Here is a 26,174-nt window from a genome sequence, read left to right as displayed (position 1 = left end):
TTGAATTTGCGGGGGGCTGCCCTTATTTTTAACTCTGTTCCTAACCTTTTAGCTAGTTACTTTCAGGCGAACCTAATGTTGGCTTTAATATATTAAACAAGGCATTAATATGGTCGTCACGGTCGTTTAACGCGGCGATATAATGATAGGTTTCACCACCAGCCTTTAAAAATACTTCGCTATTTTCGTGAATTAACTCTTCCAGTGTTTCTAAACAATCGGCACTAAATGCAGGGCTCATAATAGCAAGGTGTTTTATACCTTGCTCAGCAAGTTGTTCAAGAGTCACATCAGTATAAGGTTTAAGCCACTCTGCCTTACCAAAACGGGATTGAAAGGTCATGATAATTTCATCATCAGTAAAGCCTAAATCACTTTCAAGCAATAACGTTTTAACTAGTACCGTTGTTTCAAGACAGTAATCATAATAGGGATCACCCCACTGACGAAATAGCTCAGGCATACCATGATACGAAAGCACTAAGCGCTGTGGTTTTCCATGACTTGCCACATGCTCTTTTACTGTATCGGCTAATGCTTGAATATAAAGTGGATTGTTATGATAGGTATTTAAGAAGTGTATAGACGGTATATAACGCCACTTTTGTAATTCTTTACTAACAGCATCGAAAGTCGACGCTGTTGTTGGGCCTGCATACTGAGGATATAAAGGTAATACGACAATTTTATCAACACCTTGTTGTTGAAATTTTTGCATTACACTCGCCACTGATGGATTGCCATAACGCATGGCAAAATCAACAACGACATTATCACCATAGTGAGATTTAATTTTTGCCGCCAGTTTTACTTTTTGCGCTGCAGTAATGCTTATTAACGGAGCACCATCATCTTGCCAAACAGTTTGGTATAACTTGGCCGACTTTGCCGGTCGGATCCGTAAAATAATACCGTGTAAAATGATAAGCCAAATTAGACGCGGAATTTCAACTACACGCCTATCAGATAAGAACTCTCGTAAATAGCGACGTACAGCACTGGTTGTAGGTTCATCAGGTGAACCTAAATTAGTTATTAATACTGCGGTTGATGGTTTTTTCATATCATCAACCGTATTCTCACACTCTTTTTTACGTGCACTAAACCGAGATTTCATTTGGCTTTTCTTCTTATTAAACTTAATGAGCAACCTTAATACGTTGCCCGAGTAAGAAAGATCAACTTATAGCAACTTAATTAAATTATTGCCCACTTGTACTGGCTAATAGAACTGTTATTCAACTAAAGTATTTACGATCAGTTCAAGTGTTTCACTGCTATTAACATCAACACCTAAAGCTTGTGCTTTATAGTCACCTGATTTAATACCAACACCACCCTGCATTGAGACAATGGCATATACATGCACTTTTTCTACACTAGCTAAGTTATTTGTTGGGCTCATTGCTTGGCTATTGTTTAACACAATAACGGTAGGTAAATCGCTGGCTTTCATTTTAACTGCAGCAAGCGGCATACGTTGACCATTAGTAGGTACTGCATAGATAAATACTACGCGGTCTTCACCCTGTGCTAACTGCTTCGCAACTTCATCCGAGATACTAACACTCACTTTTAATTGTGGACCAGCAACCGCTTGTGTTTTATCTGCTGAATTCGTTGCTGACTGACTTACCGAGTTACCTGCTGTGCTAGTTGCTGACTGACCCAGTCGATTATTAGCTTCGGCCACTGCTTCTTTAAGAGCGGTAATATTAACGCCTTGGTTATTTGCATCAATAACACGTTGCCAATGAGTTATGGCTAGTTGGTAATTTTCACCAATAAAATTATGCATACCTAATAAAATATTGGTGGCTGCATCGTTTATATCTAGTGCTAATGCTTTATCAATATAATCTTGTACTTGGTCACTAATTTTCTGATCATTTTTATAATAAAGCGCTTGTGCAATAGCACCTAAAATATCAGCATGCTCGCCTTCAATTTTAATCACTTGGCTAAATGCAGCAACGGCCTCATCAAATCCGCCAACGGCAACATAGGTTTGTCCTAAGTTATACCAAGCTTCGCTATCTTCAGGGTTTGATTCGATATGTTGTTGCAGTTTTTCAATATGTGCCATTGCTTCATTTTCACGCTGCTTTAACATTTTCTCCTGTGACATAGCTTCTTGCTGACCATGCCCTGCAGGTAATTCAGTAATGAGTTTGTAACTGCCTTGCTTGTTATAAAGCGCGACTGAGAAAATGATAATAAATACACTTAACCCAAGTGGCCAAAACGGAGAATATGACTTTGTATTGGTCGCTACTGATACATTTTTTGACGTGCTTTCTATATCTTGCAATAAGGTGTTATCCAGTTCAGCCAATAGATATTGATAGTTTTCCTCATCAATTCCCCCTTCGCCGTAATCTTTTTCTATCTCTTTTTTATGTTCATGATACAAACGGACATTGGTTTCGTCACGCAAACTACTATCGACAAGAACGTCTTGGCTCTTCTGTTTGAAGAAAGGTCGCCATACCATTAATAATAATAAAATTAAAAATATAAGGCTTATTACTAAAAATTCCATAATGTTATCTACTACTTCTTTTAATGATACGAGTGGTTATTTATCTTTTATTAAGCTGTTGAGCTTATCTTGTTGCGCTTTCGTTAAAACCAAGGCCTCTTTAGGTACTGGTTTTCTGCGGACAATAACAATAACGATAATAATGCCGAACAAAATAAGGACTGCTGGACCAAACCATAATACGTAGGTTAATTGCGATACTCTTGGTCGATATAAAACAAACTCACCATAACGGTCGACCATAAAGTTAACAATTTCAATATCGGCTTTGCCTTGTTGTAACAACTCGTAAAGCTCTCGTCGCAAATCAGCGGCAATGGGTGAGTTAGAATCAGCTAAGTTTTGGTTTTGACATTTAGGACATCGTAATTCTTTACTTAACGCTTGAAAGCGAATTTTAGTCACTTCATCCTGAAACTCATAAGTATCAACTGGACTCGCGCTTGCCTGATTAGTACTAAAGACAAACACCAACGTGAGTATAAGTATGCTGATTAAACGCATGTTATTTCCCCTGCTTTTTTTCTTCAATTAGCTGAGCAATTAATGGCTCAAATTCACGTCGCCATACGCGCGTATCAATGGCACCAGCAAAACGTTTACGAATAATACCATGGTGATCAATAACAAATGTTTCTGGCGCGCCATAAACACCAAGGTTTAGACCTAACGTGCCTTCGTCATCAAAAATAGAGAACACATAAGGATCTTCATACTGTTGTAGCCATTGCTGTGCTGCAACACGCTCATCTTTATAATTCAAACCATACAGTTTTACTTGATCATCTTTAGCTACATCAACGAGGTACGGGTGTTCATACTTACAGGTAGGACACCAAGTAGCCCAAACATTAATTAACACAATATCACCGAGTAAATCAGCCTGTGTGACCATTTTATCGCTATTATTTAATGTTTGCAGTTCAAAAGCTGGCATAGTTTTACCAACCAATGCTGATGGCATATCTTGTGGGTTAAGTGATAAGCCACGATATAATACAACACCTAAAGCGATAACTAATATCAATGGCAGAAAGCGAATTAGCTTACCCATTATTACGCCTCCGAGGCTTTTGAATTAGTGGTGGCTGTGCCAATGATCACTTCTGACATGCTGTCAGCAGCAACAGGCGAATTTACCAATGCCGGTTTTTTACGGCGATAACGTTTATCAAGCATAGAAAGAAGACCACCTAGCCCCATAAAGATTGCGCCTAACCAAATCCAACGTACAAATGGCTTATAATGCACACGTATTGCCCAAGCACCATCTGGTAATGGGTCACCTAAAGCTACGTATACGTCACGGAACAACCCAGGATCAATGCCGGCTTCAGTCATTCCCATCGTTTGTACGCGATAAGTACGACGTTCTGGTTTGAGTGAAGCAACAAAGTCGCTTTCCTCTGTACCATTAACTTTATAGATATTAATTTGTCCCTGCTCGGCACTATAGTTTGGCCCTTCGACATGTTTAATGCCTTTGAACTCAATTTCATAACCAGAAACAGTCACTCGTTCATTCAGTGCCATTTTCACATTGGTTTCACTTTCATACATTGAAACAATGGTTACACCAACAATCGTGATCGCGATACCTGCATGAGCCGTTGCCATACCTATATGACTTGTCGTTAATTTTCCGACCGTTTGAAAGTGGTTTTTAATTTCTTTAACAACAACTAAGAAAACCCAAGTAGCTAAGGTGATGCCCATGGCAACTAAAATGTTAAACTCACCACCGTAAATCACTGGGAATAATAAGCCAAAGGCGATACTAAATACTGATGAACTTAACAGTCTTTTACGTAACTCACCTTGCTTAGCTTTTTTCCAACGAATTAACGGACCAATTCCCATTATAATGAATAGAATACTCATGATAGGAACAAAAACGGCATTAAAATACGGAGGTCCTACTGATATTTTTCCATAACCTAACGCATCAACTAATAATGGATATAAGGTACCTAAAAGTACGGTCACCGTCGCAACAACTAATATAACATTACACAGTAATAACGCTGTTTCACGTGAGTAAAAGGCAAAACGAGAAAAGCTCGCTACGGTATTTGCTCTAAATGCGTACAGTGTTAATGACCCACCCATTGCAATGGCTAAAATCACTAGGATAAAGATACCGCGAGAAGGATCTGCTGCAAAAGAGTGAACGGAAGTAATCACCCCTGAGCGTACTAAAAATGTGCCCAATAAGCTTAAGCCAAAAGCAAATATTGCCAGTAATATAGTCCAGTTTCTAAAAGTACCACGTTTTTCTGTTACGGCTAAAGAGTGAATCAGCGCAGTACCAATAAGCCAAGGCATAAATGATGCATTTTCAACAGGATCCCAGAACCACCAACCACCCCAGCCAAGTTCATAATAAGCCCACCAGCTGCCTAGCGCGATGCCTACAGTTAAGAACATCCACGCACCTACTGTCCAAGGACGAGACCAACGAGCCCAAGCAGCATCCATTTTTCCCGCCATTAACGCGGCAACAGCAAAAGCAAAGGCAACAGCAAAACCAACATAACCAAGATATAACAATGGCGGATGAATAATTAAGCCAACATCTTGTAATAATGGATTTAAATCACGACCTTCCATTGGCACATTTGGCCATAAGCGTTCAAAGGGATTAGAGGTTAATAGGGTAAAAGCTATAAATCCGATAGCAATCATACCCATGACAGCTAGCACACGAGAAATAAATTCTTCTTCAATGTCTTGTGAAAAACGCGCAACAGCTGCTGTCCATGCGGTTAATGAGAACACCCACAATAATAATGAGCCTTCATGACCGCCCCAAACAGCACTTATTTTAAAGTAATAGGGTAAATGTGTGTTTGAGTGACTGGCGATATACTTAATGGAGAAATCATCAACGACAAAACTGTAGGCAAGGATGATAAAACTGATACCGGTGAAAATAAACATACCGTAGGCGAGTGGCCTAGCATAGGTCATGAGTTTCTTTAACGAACTCTGCTCAGGGCTATGAACACCTATTAACGGAATCAAACTTAAGCAAATAGCAAAGGCTAAAGCAATTATAAGGGCTAAGTGACCGAGCTCAGGTATAAGCTCAGGCATTTGTGTCGCTACCAGTTCTGGTATCATTGGGTTCTCCGCTCTACTTCAAAAAACAATTAACCTTTAGTGATTGTTATCAATACTAATGAGGTTAAAAATTATCGCGTCATACTAACATTTTATGAGGTTAAATATTAATGTAAATTAACTGCTCAAGTTGTTTCATAATGTTACAAGTTTATTGGGCTATGTTAATATCGGCTATGGTATTATATCGTCCAAAGTGATTATACGATCCATATCAAGAATTATTCGACAAACATACGCTAGAATTCAGTCCCCTAGCTTGATGCATAGAATTTAAAAAACGTAGATTAAGAAATAAGTGAATATATTGCCAAAAAAAATCTCAACACCTTTGATCAGTGCAGTAAATCTAACCTGCATACGAGAAGAGCGCTTATTATTTGATGAACTATCTCTGGAAATTAATCCGGGAGACATAGTGCAAGTTGAAGGTCCTAATGGCTCAGGTAAAACGAGTTTATTACGTATTTTATCCGGACTGTCTCAACCCTATGACGGCAAAATTTTATATAAAAACCAGGTAATTAATTACTGTAGAGAAGAGTTTCATCAAAATTTGCTGTATTTTGGCCATTTATCAGGCGTAAAGGGCGAAATGACTGCAGAAGAAAACCTTGATTTTAATTTGGCTTTACATGGCAACAAAACCGAAGAAAACTTAGCTTATTTAGCCAAGGTAAACCTTGCTGGCTTTGAAGACAGCTTAGCGTCACATTTAAGTGCAGGTCAACATAGACGTATTGCCTTAGCCCGTTTATATCAAAGTAATGCACCTATTTGGATTTTAGATGAACCTTTTACTGCCATTGATAAACAAGGTGTTGCCAGCTTAGAGAAATTATTTTCTGCACATGCAGAGCGCGGTGGTTGTGTTATTTTAACCACGCACCAAGATTTAATTAGCATTAAACCTGAACAAGTCAAAAAGATCACCTTAGATTATAGCTATGATAGTGCTTTTGATTAATATGTATTCCTTTTAGAGCGTTTAGAGAAAATAACCGAATGACCTTAAAAGCCCCGTCTGCTCTAGAGACTGAAAAATTAGCCGTTACTCTCGATGATACTTTGATAGAGAATAGCATAATAGAAAATACCGCTTTGAAAAGTATCGCTCAGTCACCTCAACATTTGTCTTATCGTCACGCCTTTATGTTGGTATTAAAACGTGATCTTACTATTGCGATGCGTCATAAAGATGACATTATCAATCCATTATTATTTTTTGTTATTGTGGTAACGCTTTTCCCTTTAGGTATTGGACCAGAAGCACAAACCCTCAGCCGTATAGCGCCAGGAATTATTTGGGTAGCCGCCCTACTCGCCACCCTATTATCATTAGATCGCTTATTTAAATCGGATCACCTCGATGGTTCACTAGAACAAATGTTACTGAGTCCTCATCCGATATTTGTCTTAGTATTAGCAAAAATATTTGCTCATTGGTTAATAACGGGTTTACCGCTTCTCTTAATAGCACCACTGTTAGCTGTGTTATTGCATTTAAACGAACAAAGCTATACCGCTTTATTGCTTACTTTATTACTTGGCACGCCTGTACTTAGCTTACTTGGTGCAGTTGGTGTTGCGCTAACAGTAGGCATAAAAAAAGGCGGAGTATTACTGAGTTTACTTGTTTTACCTCTTTATATTCCGGTATTAATTTTTGCCACCAGCGCGATCGATACAGCTGCGCTTGGTTTACCTTACAGCGGCCAACTTGCTATAATCGCCGCATTATTCTTTGGATCTTTAACGCTCGCTCCTTTTGCTGTTGGAGCTGCCCTAAAAGTGAGTACCAACTGATGTGGAAATGGTTACATCCTTATGCAAATCCAGAAGTGTCTTATCACTTTACTAATAAATTATTACCTTGGTTAAGCGCCTTGACGGTTATATTTCTAACTATTGGCTTAGTCTGGGCATTACTGTTTGCCCCTGCCGATTATCAGCAAGGACACAGCTTTCGTATTTTCTACATCCATGTACCTGCCGCTTCTTTATCTATGGGTATTTATGTTGCCATGGCAATAGCCGCATTTAGCAGCTTAGTATGGCAATTAAAACTTGCTGACGCGTCCGCTGCTGCTATGGCGCCCGTTGGCGCTGCGTTTACTGCAATAGCGTTAATAACGGGTGCTGCTTGGGGTAAACCAATGTGGGGAACGTGGTGGATTTGGGATGCTCGTTTAACCTCTGAACTCATTTTACTGTTTTTATATCTAGGGGTAATAGCCTTGCATAACGCATTTGAAGATAAAAACTTAGCAGGTAAAGCGGCAGGAATACTTACCCTCGTAGGCGTAATAAACATCCCAATAATTAAATACTCAGTAGAGTGGTGGAATACCCTTCATCAAGGCTCTACGGTGAGTAAATTAGGCAAGCCATCCATGTCACTTGATATGCTATGGCCATTTATCTTTTGTTTTATTGGTTTTTCATTATTAGTCAGTGTGATTATATGTCTACGCTTTCGAAATGAAATTCTAGCTCGCAACAGCATTCGACCTTGGGTGCGCGAACTAGTACAACAAAGCACAGTTAAATAACACTAAGTAACACAAAACAACACTAAAATCAGTGCGTAATTGGAGAGCATTTAATGCAATTTAATAGTTTCAGCGATTTCATCAATATGGGCGGTTATGGCTTTTATGTCTGGCTTTCTTTTGGTGCGGCAGCTTTGATACTTACCCTGTTATTGATCAGTTCTAAAGCGGGTCATCAGAAAATAATCACGCAAATTGTAAAGCGAAAGCAACGAGAAGATAAGCTTCGACAAGCGAAAGAGCTACGTAAAAAACAAAATGAAGCATTAAACGAGGTAACTGAATAATGAATCCACGCCGTAAAAAACGACTTGCCATTGTTGGCTCAATCCTAATTGGTATTGGTGTTGTATCAGGGCTTGTACTTTATGCTTTGAGTCAGAATATTGATTTATTTTTTACTCCGTCAGAGATCACCCAAGGTAAAAAAGAGACGGGTTTAATGCCAAGTCTGGGTCAACGTATTCGGATCGGTGGTTTAGTGGTCCCTGGCTCAGTTAAGCGCGATCCTGAAAGCTTAAAAGTATCATTTAGACTTAGCGATATGACCATGCCTATCGTTTTCAAAGACAGTGATCCTATGATTACTGTATATTATGAAGGGATTTTGCCTGATCTATTTCGTGAAGGGCAAGGCATTGTCGCTAATGGTACGTTGACAGAGCATCCACCAACGGGTTTAAGTATTGAAGCGAGTGAAGTACTTGCTAAGCATGATGAAAACTATATGCCGGCTGAATTAGCTGAAGCTGCGGGTCAGAAACACGACAAAGCAACTTACAGTGAAAAACAATTAGAAAGTAAAAAAACTAACAGCTATTAAAATCATAGCTATCGGATTAAGAAATTAGTCTGGTTAGTCTATATTAGACACAAAAAAGGTGACATTATTGTCACCTTTTTTTATTTTAATTTTACGATTTTTATTCAGATATTGCGGTCTTAATACCAGTTTTCGTCAACCAGCTTATCACCTACACTATTGATGACATTAATATCACCATCGCACACTGCCACTATGGTTTTCCACGTTTAAATTCTTGTGGAATAATCATATCGCCATAGGCGTTTAAATTAAAACTCTGTGTTTTTCTATACATGGCTAAGTCATCATCACAACAATAGATAACGGTAACTTTCCTTTTAGCTTCACCCATAAATAAATCCTTTTAAGTGCTTTTATACAAAGTTTATGATTCTTAAACTCTACTTAAGATAATTTTTACTTCCCAATGCCATAAAAGTGGTCAGACCTTAAGCTTGATGTAATATTAATATGGTTCGACCAGTAGGTCAATACCTGCACAACCAGTTACTCATGTTTTAAACGATTATTAACAATATATTTCAAGTCTTACCACAATCCGCTAACCTGTTGAATTAATGCTATAAAAAAACCTCAATAAGGCCTATATAAAATAAGGCTGTATCGAGGTTTTCTTACTGAGCGTTTAAAGTGCTATTTTATCTAGCAATATTAAACATAGCTAACTATACCCAAACAACCTCAAGATGCTCGCTTCAGGACGGCTGGGTGATTCATAATCAAGGCGCGTATTTTACTAAGGGTAATTCCCTTAATTACATACGCAACGATGAATATGATTTACTCAGCCGTCCCCACAGGGCTGGTTTATAAACGCTTTATGCTACGTTATTGATTTCGATAAGGGAATAACCATTCTTTTCAATCAATGCCTTGCTTAAAGGCGTTTATAATTCCAGCTGAATCCTGCATCTTGAGGTTGATTGGGTATATAGCTAGGCATAACTAAACACTGTCTATTTCCAAGATTTCATTTTACAGCCTTTGACAGCGTAGAATAGAATAAATAAATAACAAGGTAACATTACAACATAACCACTTTGAAGATCTATTGCCTGTCCGCTAGTACCACTTACTAAGCTCCAAAATAATGGACCAAAAGCGCCCCCTGAAATACCCATCACTAAAAGAGCAGAGCCAACACTAGTTAATTTGCCAACACCTGAAAGTGCTAATGGGAAAACAGCAGGCCATACAATCGCGTTAGCAAGTCCTAAGAAAGCAATTAATATCAAGGTATCTGGTAACTGAGCACCACCGAGAATAAACGATAACGAGTTAGCTATAGCAAATGAATTATTATCTCCGAAGATAACACCAAAACTTAATGCCAAACCTAAAACGGCTGAGACCATCAATGCTTTTTGTTGTGAGATAAAGCGAGGAATAAGCGCGATACCTAAAATGTAACCAAGCACCATACATCCCATGGTATATGACGTCATTACACTGTAGTTTTCAACACCTAATGCAAGTGCGAACGCTCCAATAGTATCACCAGCGATAACTTCTACTGCGACATATAAAAATAATGCGACAACACCCAAAGCTAAATTAGGATGAGAAAGCGCTTCTTTTAATTGACCTTTATGATCAGCTTCACCTTCCTCTGCTTCGCTAGCTAGCTCAGGTAAAGGAGATTTTTTAACTGCAAAACCAAGAATACCAATAAATAAAGCCATACCTAGGTAAGGTAAAATTAATTTATCAGCCATGGCATCAATTTGAATTTGGCTTAACTCAGTACCAACAGTACCACTAAAGCCACTTAAGATTAAGGCGGTAAAAACGATTGGTGCAACAACACCCGCGCCTTTATTTAAGATACCCATAATTGAAATACGTGCTGCTGCTGATTCTTCAGGACCAATACGTACCACATAAGGATTAACCGCTGTTTGTAATAACGTTTGCCCTGCACCCATAACTAATTGAGCAAGTAAGAATAATGGAAAAATTTGGGTTTTAGCTGCCGGAATAAAAAGTAAACCAGCAATCATCATAGTACCCATACCCAATGCCATACCATTTTTGTACCCGACTTTGCGAATAATTGCCGCAGACGGTAAAGCTGTAAAGGTTACAGCAATATAAAAAGAGAATAATATTAGCGATGCTTGAAAGGGAGTTAATTGCAGAATTTGTTGCAAGTACGGCATTAAGGAGCCGTTTAGCCAGGTAGCAAAACCTAGGATAAAAAATAGCCCTGCGACGATTACCATCGGCAGTGCATTACTCTGTTTTTTCTCTTGTGTTAAAGACATTTCCATAACTTCCTCGTTAACTTGCATTATTGTTATAATTATTGCTTAAATTGAATGGGTAAACTAAAATTTTTCACCTGCAATCCAGGTCTCTTTCACTGATAAATCATCATTTAATACGACCATATCAGCTTGTTTTCCTTGAGTAAGCTCACCACGAATGACTGTTTGGTTTTGATATAAGTATTGTGCCGGATATAAACTGGCCATACGAATTGCTTCGCCTAACTCAATGCCTAAGCCTTGATGAGTATTCTTTACTGCACTTGCCATAGTTAATGAAGATCCCGCTAACTCGCCTGTTGTTGAGGTAAGTTTGCCGTTATCAACATAAACAATACGATCGTATAAAGCGAATTGGGTTTGATCTGTACCCACCGGAGGCATTGCATCGGTAACTAAGAATATTTTGCCTTTTGGCTTAGCTTGAATCGCTAATTTACAAGTGGCGTAATCAACATGAAAGCCATCAACAATTAAGCCGCAACTTGTGCTGTTATTTAACAGCGCCGCCCCAACAACACCAGGCTCACGACCTTGCAATGGCGACATTGCATTAAATAAATGAGTAAAGCCTGTGGCTCCGGCATCGATAGCCTGTTGAGCCGTTTGATAATCTGCATTGGTATGACCTAGGCAAACTTTAATGCCTAACTCAACCATACGTGTAACATCTTCAGCACAGACGTTCTCTGGTGCAAGAGTTACGATAACTTGGCCAATGTCTTGGCGAGAGAGAACCTGCCATTCATCATCTGAAATAGGACGGATATAATCAGCACAATGGGTGCCTTTTTTCTCAACAGATAAATGCGGCCCTTCAAAGTGAACACCGATAATACCAGGGACGCCTTCTAATATTGCTTGAGCAATGGCGTCTGCAGCTTGCTGCATCACTTCAAATTTATCGGTAATTAGCGTCGGCATCATCGCTGTAGTGCCAAATCGAGCATGAGCAGCCATGATAATTTTTAAATTATCAACCGATGGTGAGTCATTGAATAATGCCCCACCACCGCCGTTAACTTGTAAATCGATATAACCAGGAACAACTAAACCCGTAGCAATCACGTCGACTTGACTAGTGTCTTGGTCAATATCGGTAATTTTACCGTCTACTATAGTCAACACTTGATCATCAAGAAAAACTTGTCCGTCAAAAAGGCGTTGAGCATGAAAGCGTGTTTGTGTCATTAGTTGTCCTAGATTATCAAGTTCAATGGGTAAAGCGAGATTATACTGCCATTATGCCGATTGCTGAACAGACTTCTTAGCCTCTTGCTGTCGAGCAAACAGTACCGAGCCAACTTCCGGCTCATGTAATGGCTCTGCTAAGTTTGATTTAATATTATCTGCCAACCAAGACTTTAATCTCGGTGTTAAACCACCAAGCATAGACAGTCGAGGTGGATTTTTAGCCATTAAAGTACGTGCGATACTATTAATATATTCTGCACCTTCATTAACAATAGCTAAAGCGACTTCATCACCAAGCTCTGCAGCATCAAACACTAAGTTCGCTTGCTGTGCATAGAATGTCGCTTTTTGACTAGCAACCGCTTCGACAAGATCGGTATCATCTTTACAGTTCAGCTTCTGCAAAAGTACAGCTGACATTAATGTTGGCTCAACCAAACCATCAAGGGATAATAAAACTTGTTTTACACCTTGTAAGCCAAACCAAGCACCACTACCTTTATCACCGTGAGGAAAACCGTGAGCACCTACAATACTATGCTGCTCATCTACACAAGAAAAACCACATGATCCAGTACCACTAATAATAACAGCACCATCACCGCCATCATGTGCACCTAAACAAGCGATTAATAAATCAGTTGCTAAATGAATAGTTTTAAAGGGATGATGCCAATCGGCCATTTTATCAAACAGCACAGGTATATTGACTCCTGCTAAACCGACACCAGCAACTAATTCACTTAGTGCTATATGTGTTAAGCCAGCATCTTCAAGTGCTAACTTTGCTGATTCAGTAATTGAGTGTGTCGCTTGCTCAAAACCATGTAACGGATTGCCTGGACCTGAAATGCCTGTACCAAGTATTTTATTATCTTTATTCATAATAATGGCTTTACATTTACTACCACCGCCATCAATACCTAAAAATAATTCATTGCTTTTGTCACTACTTGTTAACATACCAACCCCATGTTAAATGCATATACGATTAATTTTTATTTTTTCATCTTAGCTAGAAATGACAGCGTTGTCATTTCTTTTTTAGGATAAAATTACAGCTTTATTTCAAAGTGTTACTAGATGTAACTTAACCGACTGATAATATTGAAAAATATCAGTCAGTTATTTTTTAGTTATTATTTTACTTGGGTAATACGACTTGCTCTCAAGCCGTTAGTACTTCGACTTCTCAGATTCACTTCGCCTGACACTGCAATAGGATCATGATAAGTAAGCCAGTTCCCGCCATTTACTTGATACTCTATGGTTAGGCCGGGGAAGGCTATATTGGCGTGTAATTTACCCGCTTGGATAATGGCACCAACGGTCGGCAAACGATAATCAATTTGTGCTAACTCAAGTTTAGCAAACTCTTTATGACCCAAGGTGCTGGCAAACGAATACCACTGACTATCACGCATCGCCTTTAAGTCAGCCGTAAAAGTATTGCTCTGCGATGAATACTTAGCACCCTGATAATTATAAGGTACTGCCCAATCAGCTTGATGCCAAGCACGTTCTGCAAGTGCTAACAAGCGAGGGAATACTTTATGCTCTACCATGTCATCAGTACGAACATTTTCACTCCATAACTGCCCCTGAATACCTAAGAACTTTTGACCCGCTGCTAATGGCGTTTTGGTGTCATCAGCTACATAAGCATTATCTTGTCTATCTAACCAAAACTCAGCATGAACCGGTAAATTATCTGGCATAAACTGGAATACTTTTTCAGTATTGGTATGGCGTGATGCCCAGTAATAACCATGCTCTTTTGGATCTGCTTCATGTGGAAAATCAAAATACAATACATCTGGACTAGAAATAACAACCTGCCAATCTCGATTGGCTAGCTGATGAACTTTATCGTGACCACCCCAAAATAAAGCGTCCCAAGCATTGGCTTGAACAATAGCAGGCATATTATCGACGCGAGTATGCTCCATACCATCACTCCAACCTGCTGTTTCAATATCAAGGTCCGATAAGATGCCAGCAACACGTTCGATGAAATAAGCACCAAGCTCACTCATTTGTGTCACGCCTTTGTCATTATCGGCAACAAAAGCCTTACAAGCTGGAGATTCTAACCAAGCACCTGCCGTTTCATCGGCACCAATATGATAGCGTGTGAGCGGTTGACCTGCATCAGCATGAATTTTTTTTACTTGTGTCATCACTTCAACAACGAAGTCATAAGACGATTCTAAGCAAGCATTGATGGTGTTATCACCATAAAACTGCACTGATGAATAGGTAGTGTTATCTTCAAAATCTTCTAGCAAGAATTGTTTAGCTTTTGCTTCATCTTCTAAGGCCATAAATTTTTTATAACGTGCCGTCATCGCTTTTATTGATGCACGTGAATGACCTGGCATATCAAGTGATGGGATCACTTGAATATGTCGAGCCGTGGCGGCTTGCAATATTTCTTGGTAATCACTTACGCTGTAATAACCACTGACCGATGAGTTATCATCAATACCTGCGCCTAATTGAGAGATTAAACAATTTTCTTCTATCACATCAAAACAGCGCTTTGCGCCAATATCGGTTAGTTCAGGTAAACTTGGAATTTCTAAGCGCCAGCCTTCATCATCTCCCAGATGTAAATGTAATTTATTTAATTTGTATGCCGCCATTTGATCAAGCAGTTTTAAAATAAATTCTTTCGAATGAAAATTACGAGCAACATCAACTAACATACCTCGAAAAGCGAAATGTGGTTCATCATCAACCGCTAACATAGGTAGTCGCGATTCACCAACAGTCACTAAGCTCGCTAATGATTGCAAGCCATTGAATACGCCATTAGCGTCAACGCCTACGATGGAGATTTCTTTGTCTGTTACCGTTAAACCATAACTGCCGATAACTTTATCGTTATTACTAACAATACTTAAACGCAGGGGTAGCCCTGCAGAGCTTTGTTTTACGCCTAATTTACCTAAACGTGAAATAGCAGCCTCTACCTCTTCGTGCTTAACATTACCTAATGAAACCGCAATACCTTGGCTAATATCAGCAAAGCCGCTGTTTGCATCAATGCTAACCGATTTAGGTGTGGGAATAATGGCTTGGATAACCGCTAACTTATCTTCAACAAGCCTTGAATTTCGTTGATAGAGTTTTTCACTGGTAAGCCATTGTGTGTTATCTGATGCTGACCGTTTAAACTGGGTATTGGTATCAGTAAACGCTTCAACGTGTGGTACAACTTCTAAACCCGACTCTTTATCGATAAAAGGTTTGGTACTTTCAATTACCCGTGCTTCTAGACCAGGAGCACTAACAATATAGTTAGGCATTACATCCGATTCAGCTAATGACCAAAACATAGCGCGGAAGTTTAACGTTTTTTGTTCTCCTGGAGCGAAACCAGAAAAAGTATCCTTTAAGCTGATTAGATGTAAATCGCCATTAAGGTGTTTGACGCTAAAATCATCACTTTCAAAAGATTGAATAGGCGCGATTTGGCTAAAGTGAATAGTCCAGTCTTTCGCTGCAATAGCTTGTTTAGCGGTAAAGGTTAACTCCACTTCAAAACAGGCACCATCAGCAACTTTACTGTCGCACTTATCAGTAGGGATATTAGTAACGACGCGATAGTTAACCGCTAAATTTTCAGCAATTTTATTTATGTCACTTTGCGTAACTGAATATATTGCTTGTAGGTTAATTCTCTCGCCAGTATCAACGGCTGGTTTAGGGGCTTTTTCACAACCAAGTAAAGATAAGCTAGCGGCAATAGTAAGCGCCAACATTTTTTTATTCATCTTGTTCATGTACATGTTAAAGGACCTTATACAGCTTTAAATGATAAAGACTGCTCTGCTTTAGATGTTATTGTTATCTTAACTATCCCTATTTTTGACAGCGCTGTCAAAAGTTAAATACACAAAACCTCACTTTGATAACAAGATGAAACACAATTAAAAGCTTTCTCAATACCTTTTAATAAATTGTTAGTCGATAATTTATAACAAATATACTGAAATTTTTCTTATTCCCTAACTAAAAATTAAAGCTTTTATTTCTTAAAATAATCAATGCTACTTATCTTTCAGCCGTTATATCAGCTATAACTAGTCACTACAACGCCCTTTGACAGCGCTGTCAAATGTAAGTATATTGATTTAAAAGGTTATGATATTACCGCTAAAGAAAGCATGACAACATTTACTAAAACAGCATATAAATAAGTAGGAAAATGAAAAACTTAACGTTAAACCCTAAATTAACAATACAAGAAGTCCTAATTCCTAACACGAATTTACATGCTTATATTATTGATGACTTTCTTTTAAATACCGATAGTGTGATGAATTTTGCAAAAAACATTGCCTATTATAATCCCATGCACGCAGATAATTCATATTACCCAGGTGTCCGTGACAACATGCCTGAACCTTATATACGACTGCTACAAGCTTTTTTTCAAGACAGTATTATACCAAAACTAGTAGAGTGTGAAGGATGCTCGACTATCGTACATAAAAGCCTAATATCCTTAGTAACCTGCCCTCCCTCCCAGTTACTTACTGAACAAAAAATGCCTCATGTAGATAGCTGTAAAAATAGTGAGTATGCATTTGTACATTACCTTTCAGGGGAGGAACTTGGGGGAACGAGTATCTATCGTTATATTCCAAAAGATATAATACAGCTTAAAGAACAAGACGAAAATATCCTTGACGATATGCTTAACGAAGTTATCTCAAAATCAGCAGAACATAACGGTTATATAACAAATTCTACCAGCTTATTTGAGCAAGTTTTAAAAATTGATGCAAAATTGAATCGCCTTGTCATCTACCAAGGTAATCTTTTACATGGTGCTAATTTAACCTCTAAAGAAAGTTATAGTGGTGACACCAATAATGGACGGTTCTCTATCACCTCATTTGCAAGTATTGTATCGAAACAATAAAACTAGAATAAGCAATGGTCATCGTACACCATCACCTAAGTAATTATTATAATATTAACATCGGAGTCTTTATATAATGACAAATATTGTCCCATTGAATCACCAACAGCATGCCACGCTTAAAGTAGAAGATAGTAAAGACTTTACCCGCTTCAAAGAACAACATTTGATCCCTGTAGTAGTGCAAGACTTTATTCCTTTGGCTTCTGAGTTCCCTATTGTTTTTGTAAAAAACACGGAAACGGGGCAGTTTACTGCCGTAGCAATGATGGGAATAAAACCTAACATTAACGTATATTGTCAAACACCAAACTGGTCAGCGGAAGTGATGCCGAGTAGTTTTTTTAATTATCCCTTTTCTCTTATTAGACAAAAAGAAGATGACGATAATTGTTTTGTTTGCGTTGATAGTGACAGTACAACGGTAAGTGAAGATCAGGGACAGGCATTGTTTGATGAAAAAGGTGAGCAAACTGATTACCTAAAAAGAAGAACTGAACATCTACTTAATGTTGCAGAATGGCATGAGCAAACCAATAATATCATGCAATATTTTGCCAATAAAAAATTACTAACGTTGAAATCCCTTAATCTTAATTTAGGTGGTAAGGAAAAGTTAGCCCTTAATGGGCTTTATGTTATTGATGAAAAGAAACTAGAAAATTTATCTGATGAAGAATTTAATGAATTACGAAGTAAAGGCTTACTGCCTATCATCTATGCACATTTATCATCTATGCATCAAATAGCCAGACTCGCTAAAATGCATATTAATCTAACTAAAAACACCTAAAACTTTATGAAATAAACGGCTGTATAACAAATATTATACAGCTAATTTATTTAGAATTGCTGCAAGCCAAATTTATTTATTTTCTCTAATAATACTCTATGTTCCGGTAAGTTATTCATCAAGTTATCTGTAATCTCTTTCAGTGCTGAAATTCGTTCCTCAGCGTTTGTTACCTCAATATTTTTCAATTGTGTTTTATATTTCATCCCATATAAGACAAAAAGAAAATTTTCCAAGTAAAACACTTCAAATTGGCTAAAGAAATCATCACTAATGGGAATAAATTTTTCCCACATAGCTAACTTATTCTTTAACTCTTCAGACATTGTATTAGGGTCTCTATTATCGCTCCAAAACAATGAATCATGTCTGTCAGATAAACAGTAATGTAGCTTAATAAAATCAACCACTCTCTTCCATGCGTGTCCCATCGCATGATTAAAGCGCTTCTCTAGAGTTAAGAGCTCACCTTTTTCACTAGGAAAGCGTTCGGCAAGAAAATTTGCGGAAAAATCAGTGAGCAATATAGATGTCGCCTCTAGAGGCTCTAAAAAACCTTGAGCTAACCCTAGGGCAACACAGTTTTTGTGCCAAAATTTTTCACGATAACCAATTTTCATTGGTAATTTTTTATATGTGAGTTCAGGGTTACTTCCCCCTAAATATTTATCTAGCTTAGTATGTGCTTCCTCATCACTCATATGCTTATTTGAATAGACAAAACCAACACCACGCCTAGTAGGCAAGGCTATATCCCAAATCCAGCCAGCTTGATGTGCAGTTGCAATAGTATAAGGTGGGATAGCTGAGTCTTTTTCAGTTGGCACTTGCACGACCAGAGCAGTATTAACTAACAACTGATCAGATACATCAACAAAGGGCACTTTCATGGCCTTAGAAATAAGTAAAGATTCAAAACCAGAACAATCAATATAAAAATCGAAAGCTAATTCTTCACCCTCCCTAGTAACTAGCGAACGAATTGAACCATCATCAGCAAGGCTAACGTCACTTATATGCGTTAGCAGGTGTTTAACACCATATTTAGCTTTCGCATTATCGGCAAGTAAGCCAGAAAATTTTGCTGCGTTTAGGTGGTACGCATAAGCAAGGTCTCCTTGATATTCTGGAGTAGTAATTTTTTTAGGGGCTTTTCCTTGTTCGCACACTTTATATTGAGAAGAGACTCGCTCCGCAAAAGGCACACCATCATTTTGAGTTAACCAATGTGCGGTAAGACTTTCGCTATCCTCACGACTAGGTACATCGAACAAGTGATGGAAGAAGTTATCTTTGCCGTGCTTATCTTGATCAAGCCAATTAACAAATTTAATGGATTGTTTAAAAGTAACGTCACATTGGCGGATAAAATCTGTTTCACTAATGCCAAAACTTGCTAAGGTTTTCTTTATATCGGGTACTGTGCCTTCACCAACCCCTATCGGAGCAATATCCGGAGATTCGATTAAGGTAATGGATAGTTCTGATTTTTTACACAACGTTTTACCAAGATGATTTGCTGTTAACCAGCCAGCTGTGCCACCGCCTACAATAGCAATTCTTTTAATAGTCATAAAACCTCAATGATTTTTTTAAAAATATAGCTGAATATTTGTATAAGTAATAATACGTAAAAAGCCCAGCAAGTGCTGGGCTTTTATAATAAAACGAAAGTTTTATTATATTTTAGAAACGAACAGCAACACCTAATTTAAACGTCGCTTCGCCCTCAAAAGACCATGAAGGGAAATCTAACTCTAAATCACCAGCACCAGGACCTTCACCCGCTTTGTAAGCGCCAGTTTGTAAGCTATCTTCTTCTAAGATGTTAGCAACTTCAAAAGTAACATCTAAGTAGTCAGTAGCAGACCAAGAAGTACTGAAGTCTAATGTACCGTATGCTTCATGTTGACGGTTATAGTACCATTTTGGTGCTTCACGTAACATGTACTCTGAACGCCAGTTATATGCTAAACGCGCTGAGAAGTTATCATTTTCGTAGAAACCAACAGCGTTTACAGTGTGCTCTGATGAATCAGAGAAAACAGCATTACCATCTGAGTAGTTTTCACCAGGAGATTCTGCATCAGCATAAGTATAGTTTAAGGTATAACCGAAACCGTTATCAAACGCATCTTGAACTTGTATTTCTACACCGTTGATAGAACCGCCGCTTTTATTAACAGACTGGCTTGTAGCCCAACAATCTGGTTGTGCTTCACCACAAGGGCTATCACTAGGAGTGTCAACATAATGAGGGATATCAATACCAATTTGTTGCTTCTCTAAATCTGCATGAGCGACAAATGAACTTACATCTTTAACAAAATAAGCAATACTGGCCATGCCATCGTTGCTAAAGTACCATTCAACACCAATATCAGCTTGGAAAGCTTTAAACGGGTTAAGGGCTACGTTACCTGTAGTAGCTACCATAGTACCTGGTTGAGTACTCTCTGCATTAGCTAATGATTTGTTAGCAAACATATCTTGGTAGTTAGGGCGAGAGATTACTTGTGCAGCAGAGGTACGTAAAATAACATCATCGCTTAAATCCATCGCTACGTTTAAACTAGGCAAAATTTCGCTGTAGCTACCAGAATCAGTAGAAATAGTGTCTGCGTAAGTTCCATCAGAGTTAGGAGTGTAATAATCTGATGATGCATCAGTAGATACATAGCGTAAACCTATGTTACCGCGGATACCGTCAGTATCAAAATCAGCCATTGCGTATAACGCAATATTCTCTTCATTAACACTAACAAAAGCATCTTTTTTGTATAGCATAGTAGTAGATGCAGCTGCCGAATCAGCAAGAATTAATGCTCCATTTCCAGCAGGAAGAGTAAAGCCAGCACCTGAAGAAATCATAGTAGGGAAATATTCACTAGCCGGTCTTTTAATAGTTTCAAAGCCGTCTGCTGTTAAACCTTTATAGCCTTCAGCTTTTACATCATGTTGTGCGTAACGTAAACCAGTTTTGATGTTAGAAATAACACCTAATTCTACTGGGATTTCAAAATCTAAATTCACATAAGTTTCTTCATCTGAGTTTGGATTATGTCCCATAGCCCAAGTTTGAATACCTAAAGTATCAGGCAAAACCGATAGAGGGATGTTTTTGTTGTTAACATCAAATGTAGCTTGATCACCTGTCATATCCCATGTACCGAAAGTATCATCAGAATTACGAGCATATTCACCAACAAGTGCTGTACGTGCACCACCATCTGACTGTGTATTACCTACACGACCTGAGAAGGTGAATGAAGCGGCTTCATAAGTCCAATCAAAATCAACCGTTTTTGAATCCATTGCAGCTTCACGAGCCCAAGTTTGAAAGTAACCTGACTGGAAACCTTCAGGACCGTAACCTAAATCATTGTTAGTTTTAGTTCTTACAACACAGTTACCATTAGCAGGGTTGGTTTGAGTACATGAACCTTCACCTGGGAACATAATTAGTTGGCTATTTGCATTATCAGCGGTTAAGTCTAACGACATCAAACTTAAACCAAATTCTAGCGCATCAGTTGGACGATATTGCATATCAAGATTCAAGGCAGTACGCTCACGTTCTTGTTGGAATGTCGTTGGAGCCATACCACCACTCCAGTTTCTTGAAGTTTCTACGCCATTACGTTGGTAAGTTGTTTCTGAAACAGCACCTGAAACTAAAACACCAAATGATTCATCATCATTTTTCCAGCTGTATAAACCTGAAACTTCTGGGCTAACTTCTTCATTAACCGTTCCGTAAGTACCTTTAACACTTGCAAACACTGTGTTTGCTTCTAGGTCTAATGGGCGACGAGTTTTAACGATAACCGTACCACCAATACCACCTTCCACTAAATCAGCTTGTGATGATTTATAAACTTCTAAACCACCAACCATTTCAGAAGGAAGCATAGAGTAGTTAAAACTACGGTCAATCGCTTGTTGATCATACCAACCAGTAGAGGCTACTGAATGGCCGTTTAATAAAGTACGTGTTAATTGTGCAGAAGCACCACGGATGGAAACGGATGAACCTTGACCAAACTGACGAGAAACACTAACACCAGGAATACGTGCTAAAGACTCACCAACATCGCCGTCAGGGAATTTACCAACATCTTCAGAAGATACTATATCAACGGTAGCATTTGAGAAGCGCTTGCCATTGATTGATGCTTTTAATGAACCACGAATACCGGTTACTTGAATTACTTCAACTTCGTCTTTTTTTATTTCAGAAGCTGCTGCTTCGGCTGCGATAGCTTGTGATGATACACCAGCTAGAATCATAGCAATCGAACTTGCTAATACGCCTTTCTTAAATGTTTTAGTTGACATCGACTTTCCCTTACACACGTTTTGTTTTTTAGAATGTTTTTATAAAAACTTAGAATTATTTATTTAGTTTTACGACAGCGCTGTCAATATTTAATGACAACGCTGTCATAAGACGTAATAAACCATACCGTTTATTTTTACGTTTGACCAGAATAAATTAACCAAAAAGTACGCAATAATTACAAAAAGTAACAAAGACATTGAATCTAAAGGTTTTATTATTTGTACTTTTTTTGTCATAAAACTGTTAACAGTCAAAAAATTATCACTTTTTGTTTAAAAATAATACGTAAAACATTGGGCTGTGATTTTTAATTCAAGTTTAATGAATAAAGATTCATTATGACTTAAAAAGGCTATTCGAAAATTATTTTGATGGATTATTTGATCTGCGGATAAAAAAAAGCTAATGCACAGATATGCATTAGCTTTTAGTACGCTATTTCTTTTAGCTAACCTTTATAGCCAAGCCACTTGAAATTTAAGCACTGCTATTTGAGTTAACATAATTAACACTTATAGTGACAGCTACTTTGCTGACTGGTAAAACTTCAATAAACTAGACGTTGAACAATCATGCTGAGCAGAAATGTTATCATTTTCTATCTCACTTTGTATCTCAGCAGCAAGACCTTTACCAAGCTCCACACCCCATTGATCAAAAGAACATATCTGCAAAATAATACCTTGAACAAAGATCTTATGTTCATAAGCAGCAATTAAGCTACCTAAATTTCTTGGGTTAATACATTTTAATAAAATGGTGTTGGTTGGTCTGTTACCTTTATGTACTTTATGTGGGGCCACTTTATCGATGTACTTTGCAGTACGACCTTTAGCTTTTAAATCTGCACGTACTTGCTTTTCATTAACACCAACCATCAAGGCTTGCGTTTGGGCAAAGAAGTTGGCCATTAAGGTTTCATGATGCCCCTTTACTGGTGTAACACTTTTAACCGAGCCGATAAAATCGGCGGGTACAACATTATTACTTTGATGTAGGTATTGGTAGAATGCGTGCTGCCCATTAATTCCTAATTCACCCCAAATAGAGGGTACTGTGGCATAATCGACTTCATCACCATCCCAGCTAACAGATTTACCGTTACTTTCCATTTCGGCTTGTTGTAAATAGGCCGTCAACATATGTAAAGTTTGGTCATAAGGTAAAATAGCTTGTGACTGTGAGCCAAGGAAAGTGGTATTCCAAACACTAATCAATGCGAGAATTGCCGGGAAATTATCCTTTAATGGGGCACTGATAAAGTGCTGGTCCATATCATTAGCACCACTCAGTAATTCTTCAAACTTATCGAAGCCTAAATCAAGAGCAATAGCTAAACCAATAGCTGACCATAATGAAAAGCGACCACCTACCCAATCCCACATATCAAAAATATTTTGTTCTTCTATACCAAAGCTCATAGCATTTTCTTTATTTGCTGTTACAGCGACAAAGTGTTTAGCGACTGAGTTTTCATCAAAAGAAGCACTCGTTAGCCAGTTGATAGCTGTTCGAGCATTTGTCATGGTTTCTGTGGTAGTAAACGTTTTACTTGAAACAATAAATAAAACTTTTGCAGGGTCTAGCGGGCGAAGTACTTCAACGATTTGCGCACCATCTACGTTAGATACATAATGCACGTTAACGCTGCCATCACTATATTGTTTTAAAGCTTCCGTGACCATTTGCGGGCCAAGGTTTGATCCACCCACACCAATGTTAACAATATCGGTAATCCGCTTGCCTGAGTAGCCTAACCAATGCCCTTGGCGAACTTTATCAACAAAAACTTCCATTTCTGCAAGTTGATTTTGAACATGAGTGGTAACATTTTCGCCATCAACAATAAGTGGTTCATCACTTTGGCGACGCAAGGCAGTATGCAATACAGCACGATTTTCTGTTTTATTTATTTTTTTACCTGCAAACATTTTAGCTCGCCAATTACAAACTTCTGTTTCTTCTGCTAAGGCTAACAAGGCATCTAATGTTTCACTATCGATTAGGTTTTTAGAATAATCGAGTAACATGTTGGGTAATTCTATTGAGAACTTATTGAAACGCTCGTCGTCTTGTGCAAACAAGTCATTCATGTGCTGTGATTTTTTATCTTGGGCAAGTTGCTGAAGTTTTTTCCAGCTAGCGAGTGTTTGACGTGATGACATACTAATTCCTATAAGGTGGTTTAGACACAATTATCGATTTTATAACGGCAGCTAAGTTGAGTATTTGCTCGATTTAACTATTATGACATGTGAAAATTTAATGGTACCCTATAAAAAAATGACAGCGCTGTCAATTACTAATACTTTAAATAATACTGTAAATGTCTGTGGATTACTACAGAACAGCCGTGTAATAATAACCGTAGCCTGGTTAAACCAGTAACCAGATGATAATAAGAACAAGGTTACCTGCAAATGAAAGCGACTATAAATGACGTAGCAAAACAAGCTGGCGTATCAATAAAAACAGTTTCACGTGTTATTAACAATGAAACTTCTGTACGTCAGTTAACAAGAGAGAAAGTACAACAGGCTGTCGAAGAGCTAAACTATCAGCCTAACTTAGCTGCACGTAATTTAGCAGGTGCCAAATCATTCTCTATTGCCTACATTTACGATAACCCAAACGCGTATTACATCATTGATATGCAAGAAGGCATATTATCAGCGTGTAAGAAACAAGGTTTTGAATTGTTAATTCACCCTTGTGATGCAAAGAATAAAAACATTACCGAAGAGGTTGTAAACATGGTCAAGCATGCACGTATTGCAGGCTTGATTTTGACACCACCTTTATCTGAAATGCCTGAATTTGTTAAAACATTAGTCGACCTCGATGTTAAAGTTGTTCGAATTATGTCTGGTGACGTCGCCCCTGATGATCTTAGCCCTTGTGTTATGGTCAACGATAGAGATGCGGCACAAACTATCACTCAGCATCTAATCGACTTAGGCCATAAAGATATTGCTTTTATTGCCGGTGATGCAAAGCATATGTCGACGATTGAACGCTATAAAGGTTACAGAAAAGCATTAAAAGCAAGTAATATTGATTTTGATAAAAAACTTGTTATCGAGGGTGATTATTCATTCGATTCAGGTGTTAGTGGTGCAAAGCAGTTGATGTCTACTGAAAGTAATAATACTCGCCCTACGGCTATTTTCTCTTGTAACGATGAAATTGCAGCTGGCGCATTATTTGCGGCACGATTAATGAATATTTCGATACCAGAGCAATTATCTATTGTTGGTTTTGAAAACAGTCCTTTCTCTCGTCAAACTTGGCCAAAACTGACTACGGCTGATCAGCCCAATGGTCAAATTGCTGAAGATGCAGCAAATTTACTTCTCAGCCAAGTTCGTAAGCAAAAAAATCAAGTGACCATCAGCCAATATGTACCAAAACTTATCGTCAGAGACTCAAGTGCCCTGTGTAGCAACGTTTAAGAGATGAAGCGTTAGGTAGGTGGTCTTTAGATTATTTATAGCACAGTGATTTTCACGGATAGTGTCATGAAGGTTAGCGTAAAGTTACTTACGTTAACTTAAGTTGATATGAGAAAATTTTACTTGGGGGAGAACTTAGCATTCAAACTT

The 26,174-nt window shown here is 38.2% G+C and carries 21 protein-coding genes; 8 read left to right on the top strand and 13 right to left on the bottom strand.

Features of this window, described 5'->3' with window-relative positions; all coding sequences use genetic code 11:
* Positions 1 to 52: 52 nt before the first annotated feature.
* The 5 genes from hemH to CXF71_RS16340 all read right to left on the bottom strand — a co-directional run bounded on the left by hemH (position 53) and on the right by CXF71_RS16340 (position 5,638).
* Positions 53 to 1,117 carry a ferrochelatase gene (gene hemH / locus CXF71_RS16360; RefSeq protein WP_101234004.1) on the bottom strand — a complete coding sequence of 355 codons (1,065 nt, stop codon included), beginning with the start codon at positions 1,115 to 1,117 and terminating at the stop codon, positions 53 to 55.
* A gap of 117 nt (positions 1,118 to 1,234) precedes the next feature.
* A complete protein-coding gene (gene ccmI, locus CXF71_RS16355; RefSeq protein ID WP_101234003.1) occupies positions 1,235 to 2,542 on the bottom strand; it encodes a c-type cytochrome biogenesis protein CcmI in 1,308 nt (435 codons plus the stop codon).
* A gap of 36 nt (positions 2,543 to 2,578) precedes the next feature.
* Positions 2,579 to 3,046 (bottom strand): cytochrome c-type biogenesis protein, encoded by a 468-nt coding sequence (locus CXF71_RS16350; protein ID WP_101234002.1) that lies wholly within the window; start codon positions 3,044 to 3,046, stop codon positions 2,579 to 2,581.
* Between the two features lies 1 nt (position 3,047).
* Complete coding sequence (locus tag CXF71_RS16345) at positions 3,048 to 3,596, bottom strand: DsbE family thiol:disulfide interchange protein (RefSeq protein WP_101234001.1); 549 nt, start codon at positions 3,594 to 3,596, stop codon at positions 3,048 to 3,050.
* 2 nt (positions 3,597 to 3,598) lie between these two features.
* Positions 3,599 to 5,638, bottom strand: coding sequence for a heme lyase CcmF/NrfE family subunit (locus tag CXF71_RS16340; RefSeq protein ID WP_101234222.1), 2,040 nt, complete (start codon positions 5,636 to 5,638; stop codon positions 3,599 to 3,601).
* Between the two features lie 334 nt (positions 5,639 to 5,972).
* On the opposite strand from CXF71_RS16340, the gene ccmA reads away from it, so the two are divergent.
* From ccmA to ccmE, 5 genes are all read left to right on the top strand, one after another.
* Positions 5,973 to 6,632 (top strand): cytochrome c biogenesis heme-transporting ATPase CcmA, encoded by a 660-nt coding sequence (gene ccmA, locus CXF71_RS16335; protein WP_101234221.1) that lies wholly within the window; start codon positions 5,973 to 5,975, stop codon positions 6,630 to 6,632.
* Between the two features lie 185 nt (positions 6,633 to 6,817).
* Positions 6,818 to 7,471, top strand: a complete 654-nt coding sequence (ccmB, locus tag CXF71_RS16330; RefSeq protein ID WP_198559904.1) for a heme exporter protein CcmB — start codon at positions 6,818 to 6,820, stop codon at positions 7,469 to 7,471.
* Positions 7,471 to 8,217, top strand: coding sequence for a heme ABC transporter permease (locus tag CXF71_RS16325; RefSeq protein WP_101233999.1), 747 nt, complete (start codon positions 7,471 to 7,473; stop codon positions 8,215 to 8,217). The genes ccmB and CXF71_RS16325 overlap by 1 nt, the downstream gene beginning before the upstream one ends.
* Before the next feature lie 53 nt (positions 8,218 to 8,270).
* Positions 8,271 to 8,504: a heme exporter protein CcmD gene (gene ccmD, locus CXF71_RS16320; protein WP_101233998.1), complete on the top strand. Its 234-nt coding sequence runs from the start codon at positions 8,271 to 8,273 to the stop codon at positions 8,502 to 8,504.
* The gene (gene ccmE / locus CXF71_RS16315; protein WP_101233997.1) at positions 8,504 to 9,040 is read left to right on the top strand and encodes a cytochrome c maturation protein CcmE; all 537 of its coding nucleotides are present in this window, start codon (positions 8,504 to 8,506) and stop codon (positions 9,038 to 9,040) included. Before ccmD ends, ccmE begins: the two co-directional genes overlap by 1 nt.
* Positions 9,041 to 9,233: 193 nt before the next feature.
* Here ccmE and CXF71_RS16310 read toward each other — a convergent pair whose 3' ends face one another.
* From CXF71_RS16310 to CXF71_RS16290, 5 genes are all read right to left on the bottom strand, one after another.
* The gene (locus CXF71_RS16310; RefSeq protein WP_232771518.1) at positions 9,234 to 9,374 is read right to left on the bottom strand and encodes a TIGR02922 family protein; all 141 of its coding nucleotides are present in this window, start codon (positions 9,372 to 9,374) and stop codon (positions 9,234 to 9,236) included.
* 625 nt (positions 9,375 to 9,999) lie between these two features.
* On the bottom strand, positions 10,000 to 11,313 hold the full coding sequence (nagP, locus tag CXF71_RS16305; protein WP_442871937.1) for an N-acetylglucosamine MFS transporter NagP: 1,314 nt from the start codon (positions 11,311 to 11,313) through the stop codon (positions 10,000 to 10,002).
* Positions 11,314 to 11,370: 57 nt separating this feature from the next.
* Complete coding sequence (gene nagA, locus CXF71_RS16300) at positions 11,371 to 12,501, bottom strand: N-acetylglucosamine-6-phosphate deacetylase (RefSeq protein ID WP_101233996.1); 1,131 nt, start codon at positions 12,499 to 12,501, stop codon at positions 11,371 to 11,373.
* A 51-nt stretch (positions 12,502 to 12,552) separates the two neighbouring features.
* Entirely contained in the window at positions 12,553 to 13,467 is a 915-nt protein-coding gene (gene nagK / locus CXF71_RS16295) for an N-acetylglucosamine kinase (protein WP_101233995.1), read from the bottom strand.
* 176 nt (positions 13,468 to 13,643) lie between these two features.
* Positions 13,644 to 16,283 (bottom strand): family 20 glycosylhydrolase, encoded by a 2,640-nt coding sequence (locus CXF71_RS16290; protein ID WP_101234219.1) that lies wholly within the window; start codon positions 16,281 to 16,283, stop codon positions 13,644 to 13,646.
* Between the two features lie 434 nt (positions 16,284 to 16,717).
* Here CXF71_RS16290 and CXF71_RS16285 point away from each other — a divergent pair, with 434 nt between their 5' ends.
* Together CXF71_RS16285 and CXF71_RS16280 are read left to right on the top strand one after the other, a co-directional pair.
* Positions 16,718 to 17,437, top strand: a complete 720-nt coding sequence (locus CXF71_RS16285; RefSeq protein WP_101233994.1) for a DUF6445 family protein — start codon at positions 16,718 to 16,720, stop codon at positions 17,435 to 17,437.
* 76 nt (positions 17,438 to 17,513) lie between these two features.
* On the top strand, positions 17,514 to 18,230 hold the full coding sequence (locus tag CXF71_RS16280; RefSeq protein WP_101233993.1) for a SapC family protein: 717 nt from the start codon (positions 17,514 to 17,516) through the stop codon (positions 18,228 to 18,230).
* A gap of 50 nt (positions 18,231 to 18,280) precedes the next feature.
* Here the strand turns inward: CXF71_RS16280 and CXF71_RS16275 are convergent, their stop codons facing one another.
* The 3 genes from CXF71_RS16275 to pgi form a co-directional block, all read right to left on the bottom strand.
* Entirely contained in the window at positions 18,281 to 19,804 is a 1,524-nt protein-coding gene (locus CXF71_RS16275) for a tryptophan halogenase family protein (protein ID WP_101233992.1), read from the bottom strand.
* Between the two features lie 112 nt (positions 19,805 to 19,916).
* On the bottom strand, positions 19,917 to 22,568 hold the full coding sequence (locus CXF71_RS16270; protein ID WP_101233991.1) for a TonB-dependent receptor: 2,652 nt from the start codon (positions 22,566 to 22,568) through the stop codon (positions 19,917 to 19,919).
* A 528-nt stretch (positions 22,569 to 23,096) separates the two neighbouring features.
* Positions 23,097 to 24,737 carry a glucose-6-phosphate isomerase gene (gene pgi / locus CXF71_RS16265; RefSeq protein ID WP_101233990.1) on the bottom strand — a complete coding sequence of 547 codons (1,641 nt, stop codon included), beginning with the start codon at positions 24,735 to 24,737 and terminating at the stop codon, positions 23,097 to 23,099.
* 255 nt (positions 24,738 to 24,992) lie between these two features.
* On the opposite strand from pgi, the gene CXF71_RS16260 reads away from it, so the two are divergent.
* Complete coding sequence (locus CXF71_RS16260; RefSeq protein WP_101233989.1) at positions 24,993 to 26,024, top strand: LacI family DNA-binding transcriptional regulator; 1,032 nt, start codon at positions 24,993 to 24,995, stop codon at positions 26,022 to 26,024.
* The last annotated feature ends 150 nt before the right edge of the window (positions 26,025 to 26,174 follow it).

This window comes from Colwellia sp. 12G3, from assembly GCF_002836775.1.
In the GTDB taxonomy this organism is placed as follows: Bacteria; Pseudomonadota; Gammaproteobacteria; order Enterobacterales; family Alteromonadaceae; genus Colwellia.
The sequence above is the reverse complement of the archived record's forward strand: the minus strand, read 5'-3'. Positions and strand labels throughout refer to the sequence as shown.

Bases quoted from the DNA above. Each gene is read 5' to 3' on its own strand.
- ccmD (WP_101233998.1), top strand. From the start codon at position 8,271: ATGCAATTTAATAGTTTCAGCGATTTCATCAATATGGGCGGTTATGGC.
- CXF71_RS16270 (WP_101233991.1), bottom strand. From the start codon at position 22,568: ATGTCAACTAAAACATTTAAGAAAGGCGTATTAGCAAGTTCGATTGCT.
- CXF71_RS16325 (WP_101233999.1), top strand. From the start codon at position 7,471: ATGTGGAAATGGTTACATCCTTATGCAAATCCAGAAGTGTCTTATCAC.
- CXF71_RS16310 (WP_232771518.1), bottom strand. From the start codon at position 9,374: ATGGGTGAAGCTAAAAGGAAAGTTACCGTTATCTATTGTTGTGATGAT.
- ccmI (WP_101234003.1), bottom strand. From the start codon at position 2,542: ATGGAATTTTTAGTAATAAGCCTTATATTTTTAATTTTATTATTATTA.
- CXF71_RS16345 (WP_101234001.1), bottom strand. From the start codon at position 3,596: ATGGGTAAGCTAATTCGCTTTCTGCCATTGATATTAGTTATCGCTTTA.
- CXF71_RS16260 (WP_101233989.1), top strand. From the start codon at position 24,993: ATGAAAGCGACTATAAATGACGTAGCAAAACAAGCTGGCGTATCAATA.
- CXF71_RS16275 (WP_101233992.1), bottom strand. From the start codon at position 19,804: ATGACTATTAAAAGAATTGCTATTGTAGGCGGTGGCACAGCTGGCTGG.
- CXF71_RS16340 (WP_101234222.1), bottom strand. From the start codon at position 5,638: ATGCCTGAGCTTATACCTGAGCTCGGTCACTTAGCCCTTATAATTGCT.
- CXF71_RS16290 (WP_101234219.1), bottom strand. From the start codon at position 16,283: ATGAATAAAAAAATGTTGGCGCTTACTATTGCCGCTAGCTTATCTTTA.
- ccmE (WP_101233997.1), top strand. From the start codon at position 8,504: ATGAATCCACGCCGTAAAAAACGACTTGCCATTGTTGGCTCAATCCTA.
- CXF71_RS16280 (WP_101233993.1), top strand. From the start codon at position 17,514: ATGACAAATATTGTCCCATTGAATCACCAACAGCATGCCACGCTTAAA.
- CXF71_RS16350 (WP_101234002.1), bottom strand. From the start codon at position 3,046: ATGCGTTTAATCAGCATACTTATACTCACGTTGGTGTTTGTCTTTAGT.
- ccmB (WP_198559904.1), top strand. From the start codon at position 6,818: ATGTTGGTATTAAAACGTGATCTTACTATTGCGATGCGTCATAAAGAT.
- nagP (WP_442871937.1), bottom strand. From the start codon at position 11,313: ATGGAAATGTCTTTAACACAAGAGAAAAAACAGAGTAATGCACTGCCG.
- CXF71_RS16285 (WP_101233994.1), top strand. From the start codon at position 16,718: ATGAAAAACTTAACGTTAAACCCTAAATTAACAATACAAGAAGTCCTA.
- nagA (WP_101233996.1), bottom strand. From the start codon at position 12,501: ATGACACAAACACGCTTTCATGCTCAACGCCTTTTTGACGGACAAGTT.
- hemH (WP_101234004.1), bottom strand. From the start codon at position 1,117: ATGAAATCTCGGTTTAGTGCACGTAAAAAAGAGTGTGAGAATACGGTT.
- nagK (WP_101233995.1), bottom strand. From the start codon at position 13,467: ATGTTAACAAGTAGTGACAAAAGCAATGAATTATTTTTAGGTATTGAT.
- pgi (WP_101233990.1), bottom strand. From the start codon at position 24,737: ATGTCATCACGTCAAACACTCGCTAGCTGGAAAAAACTTCAGCAACTT.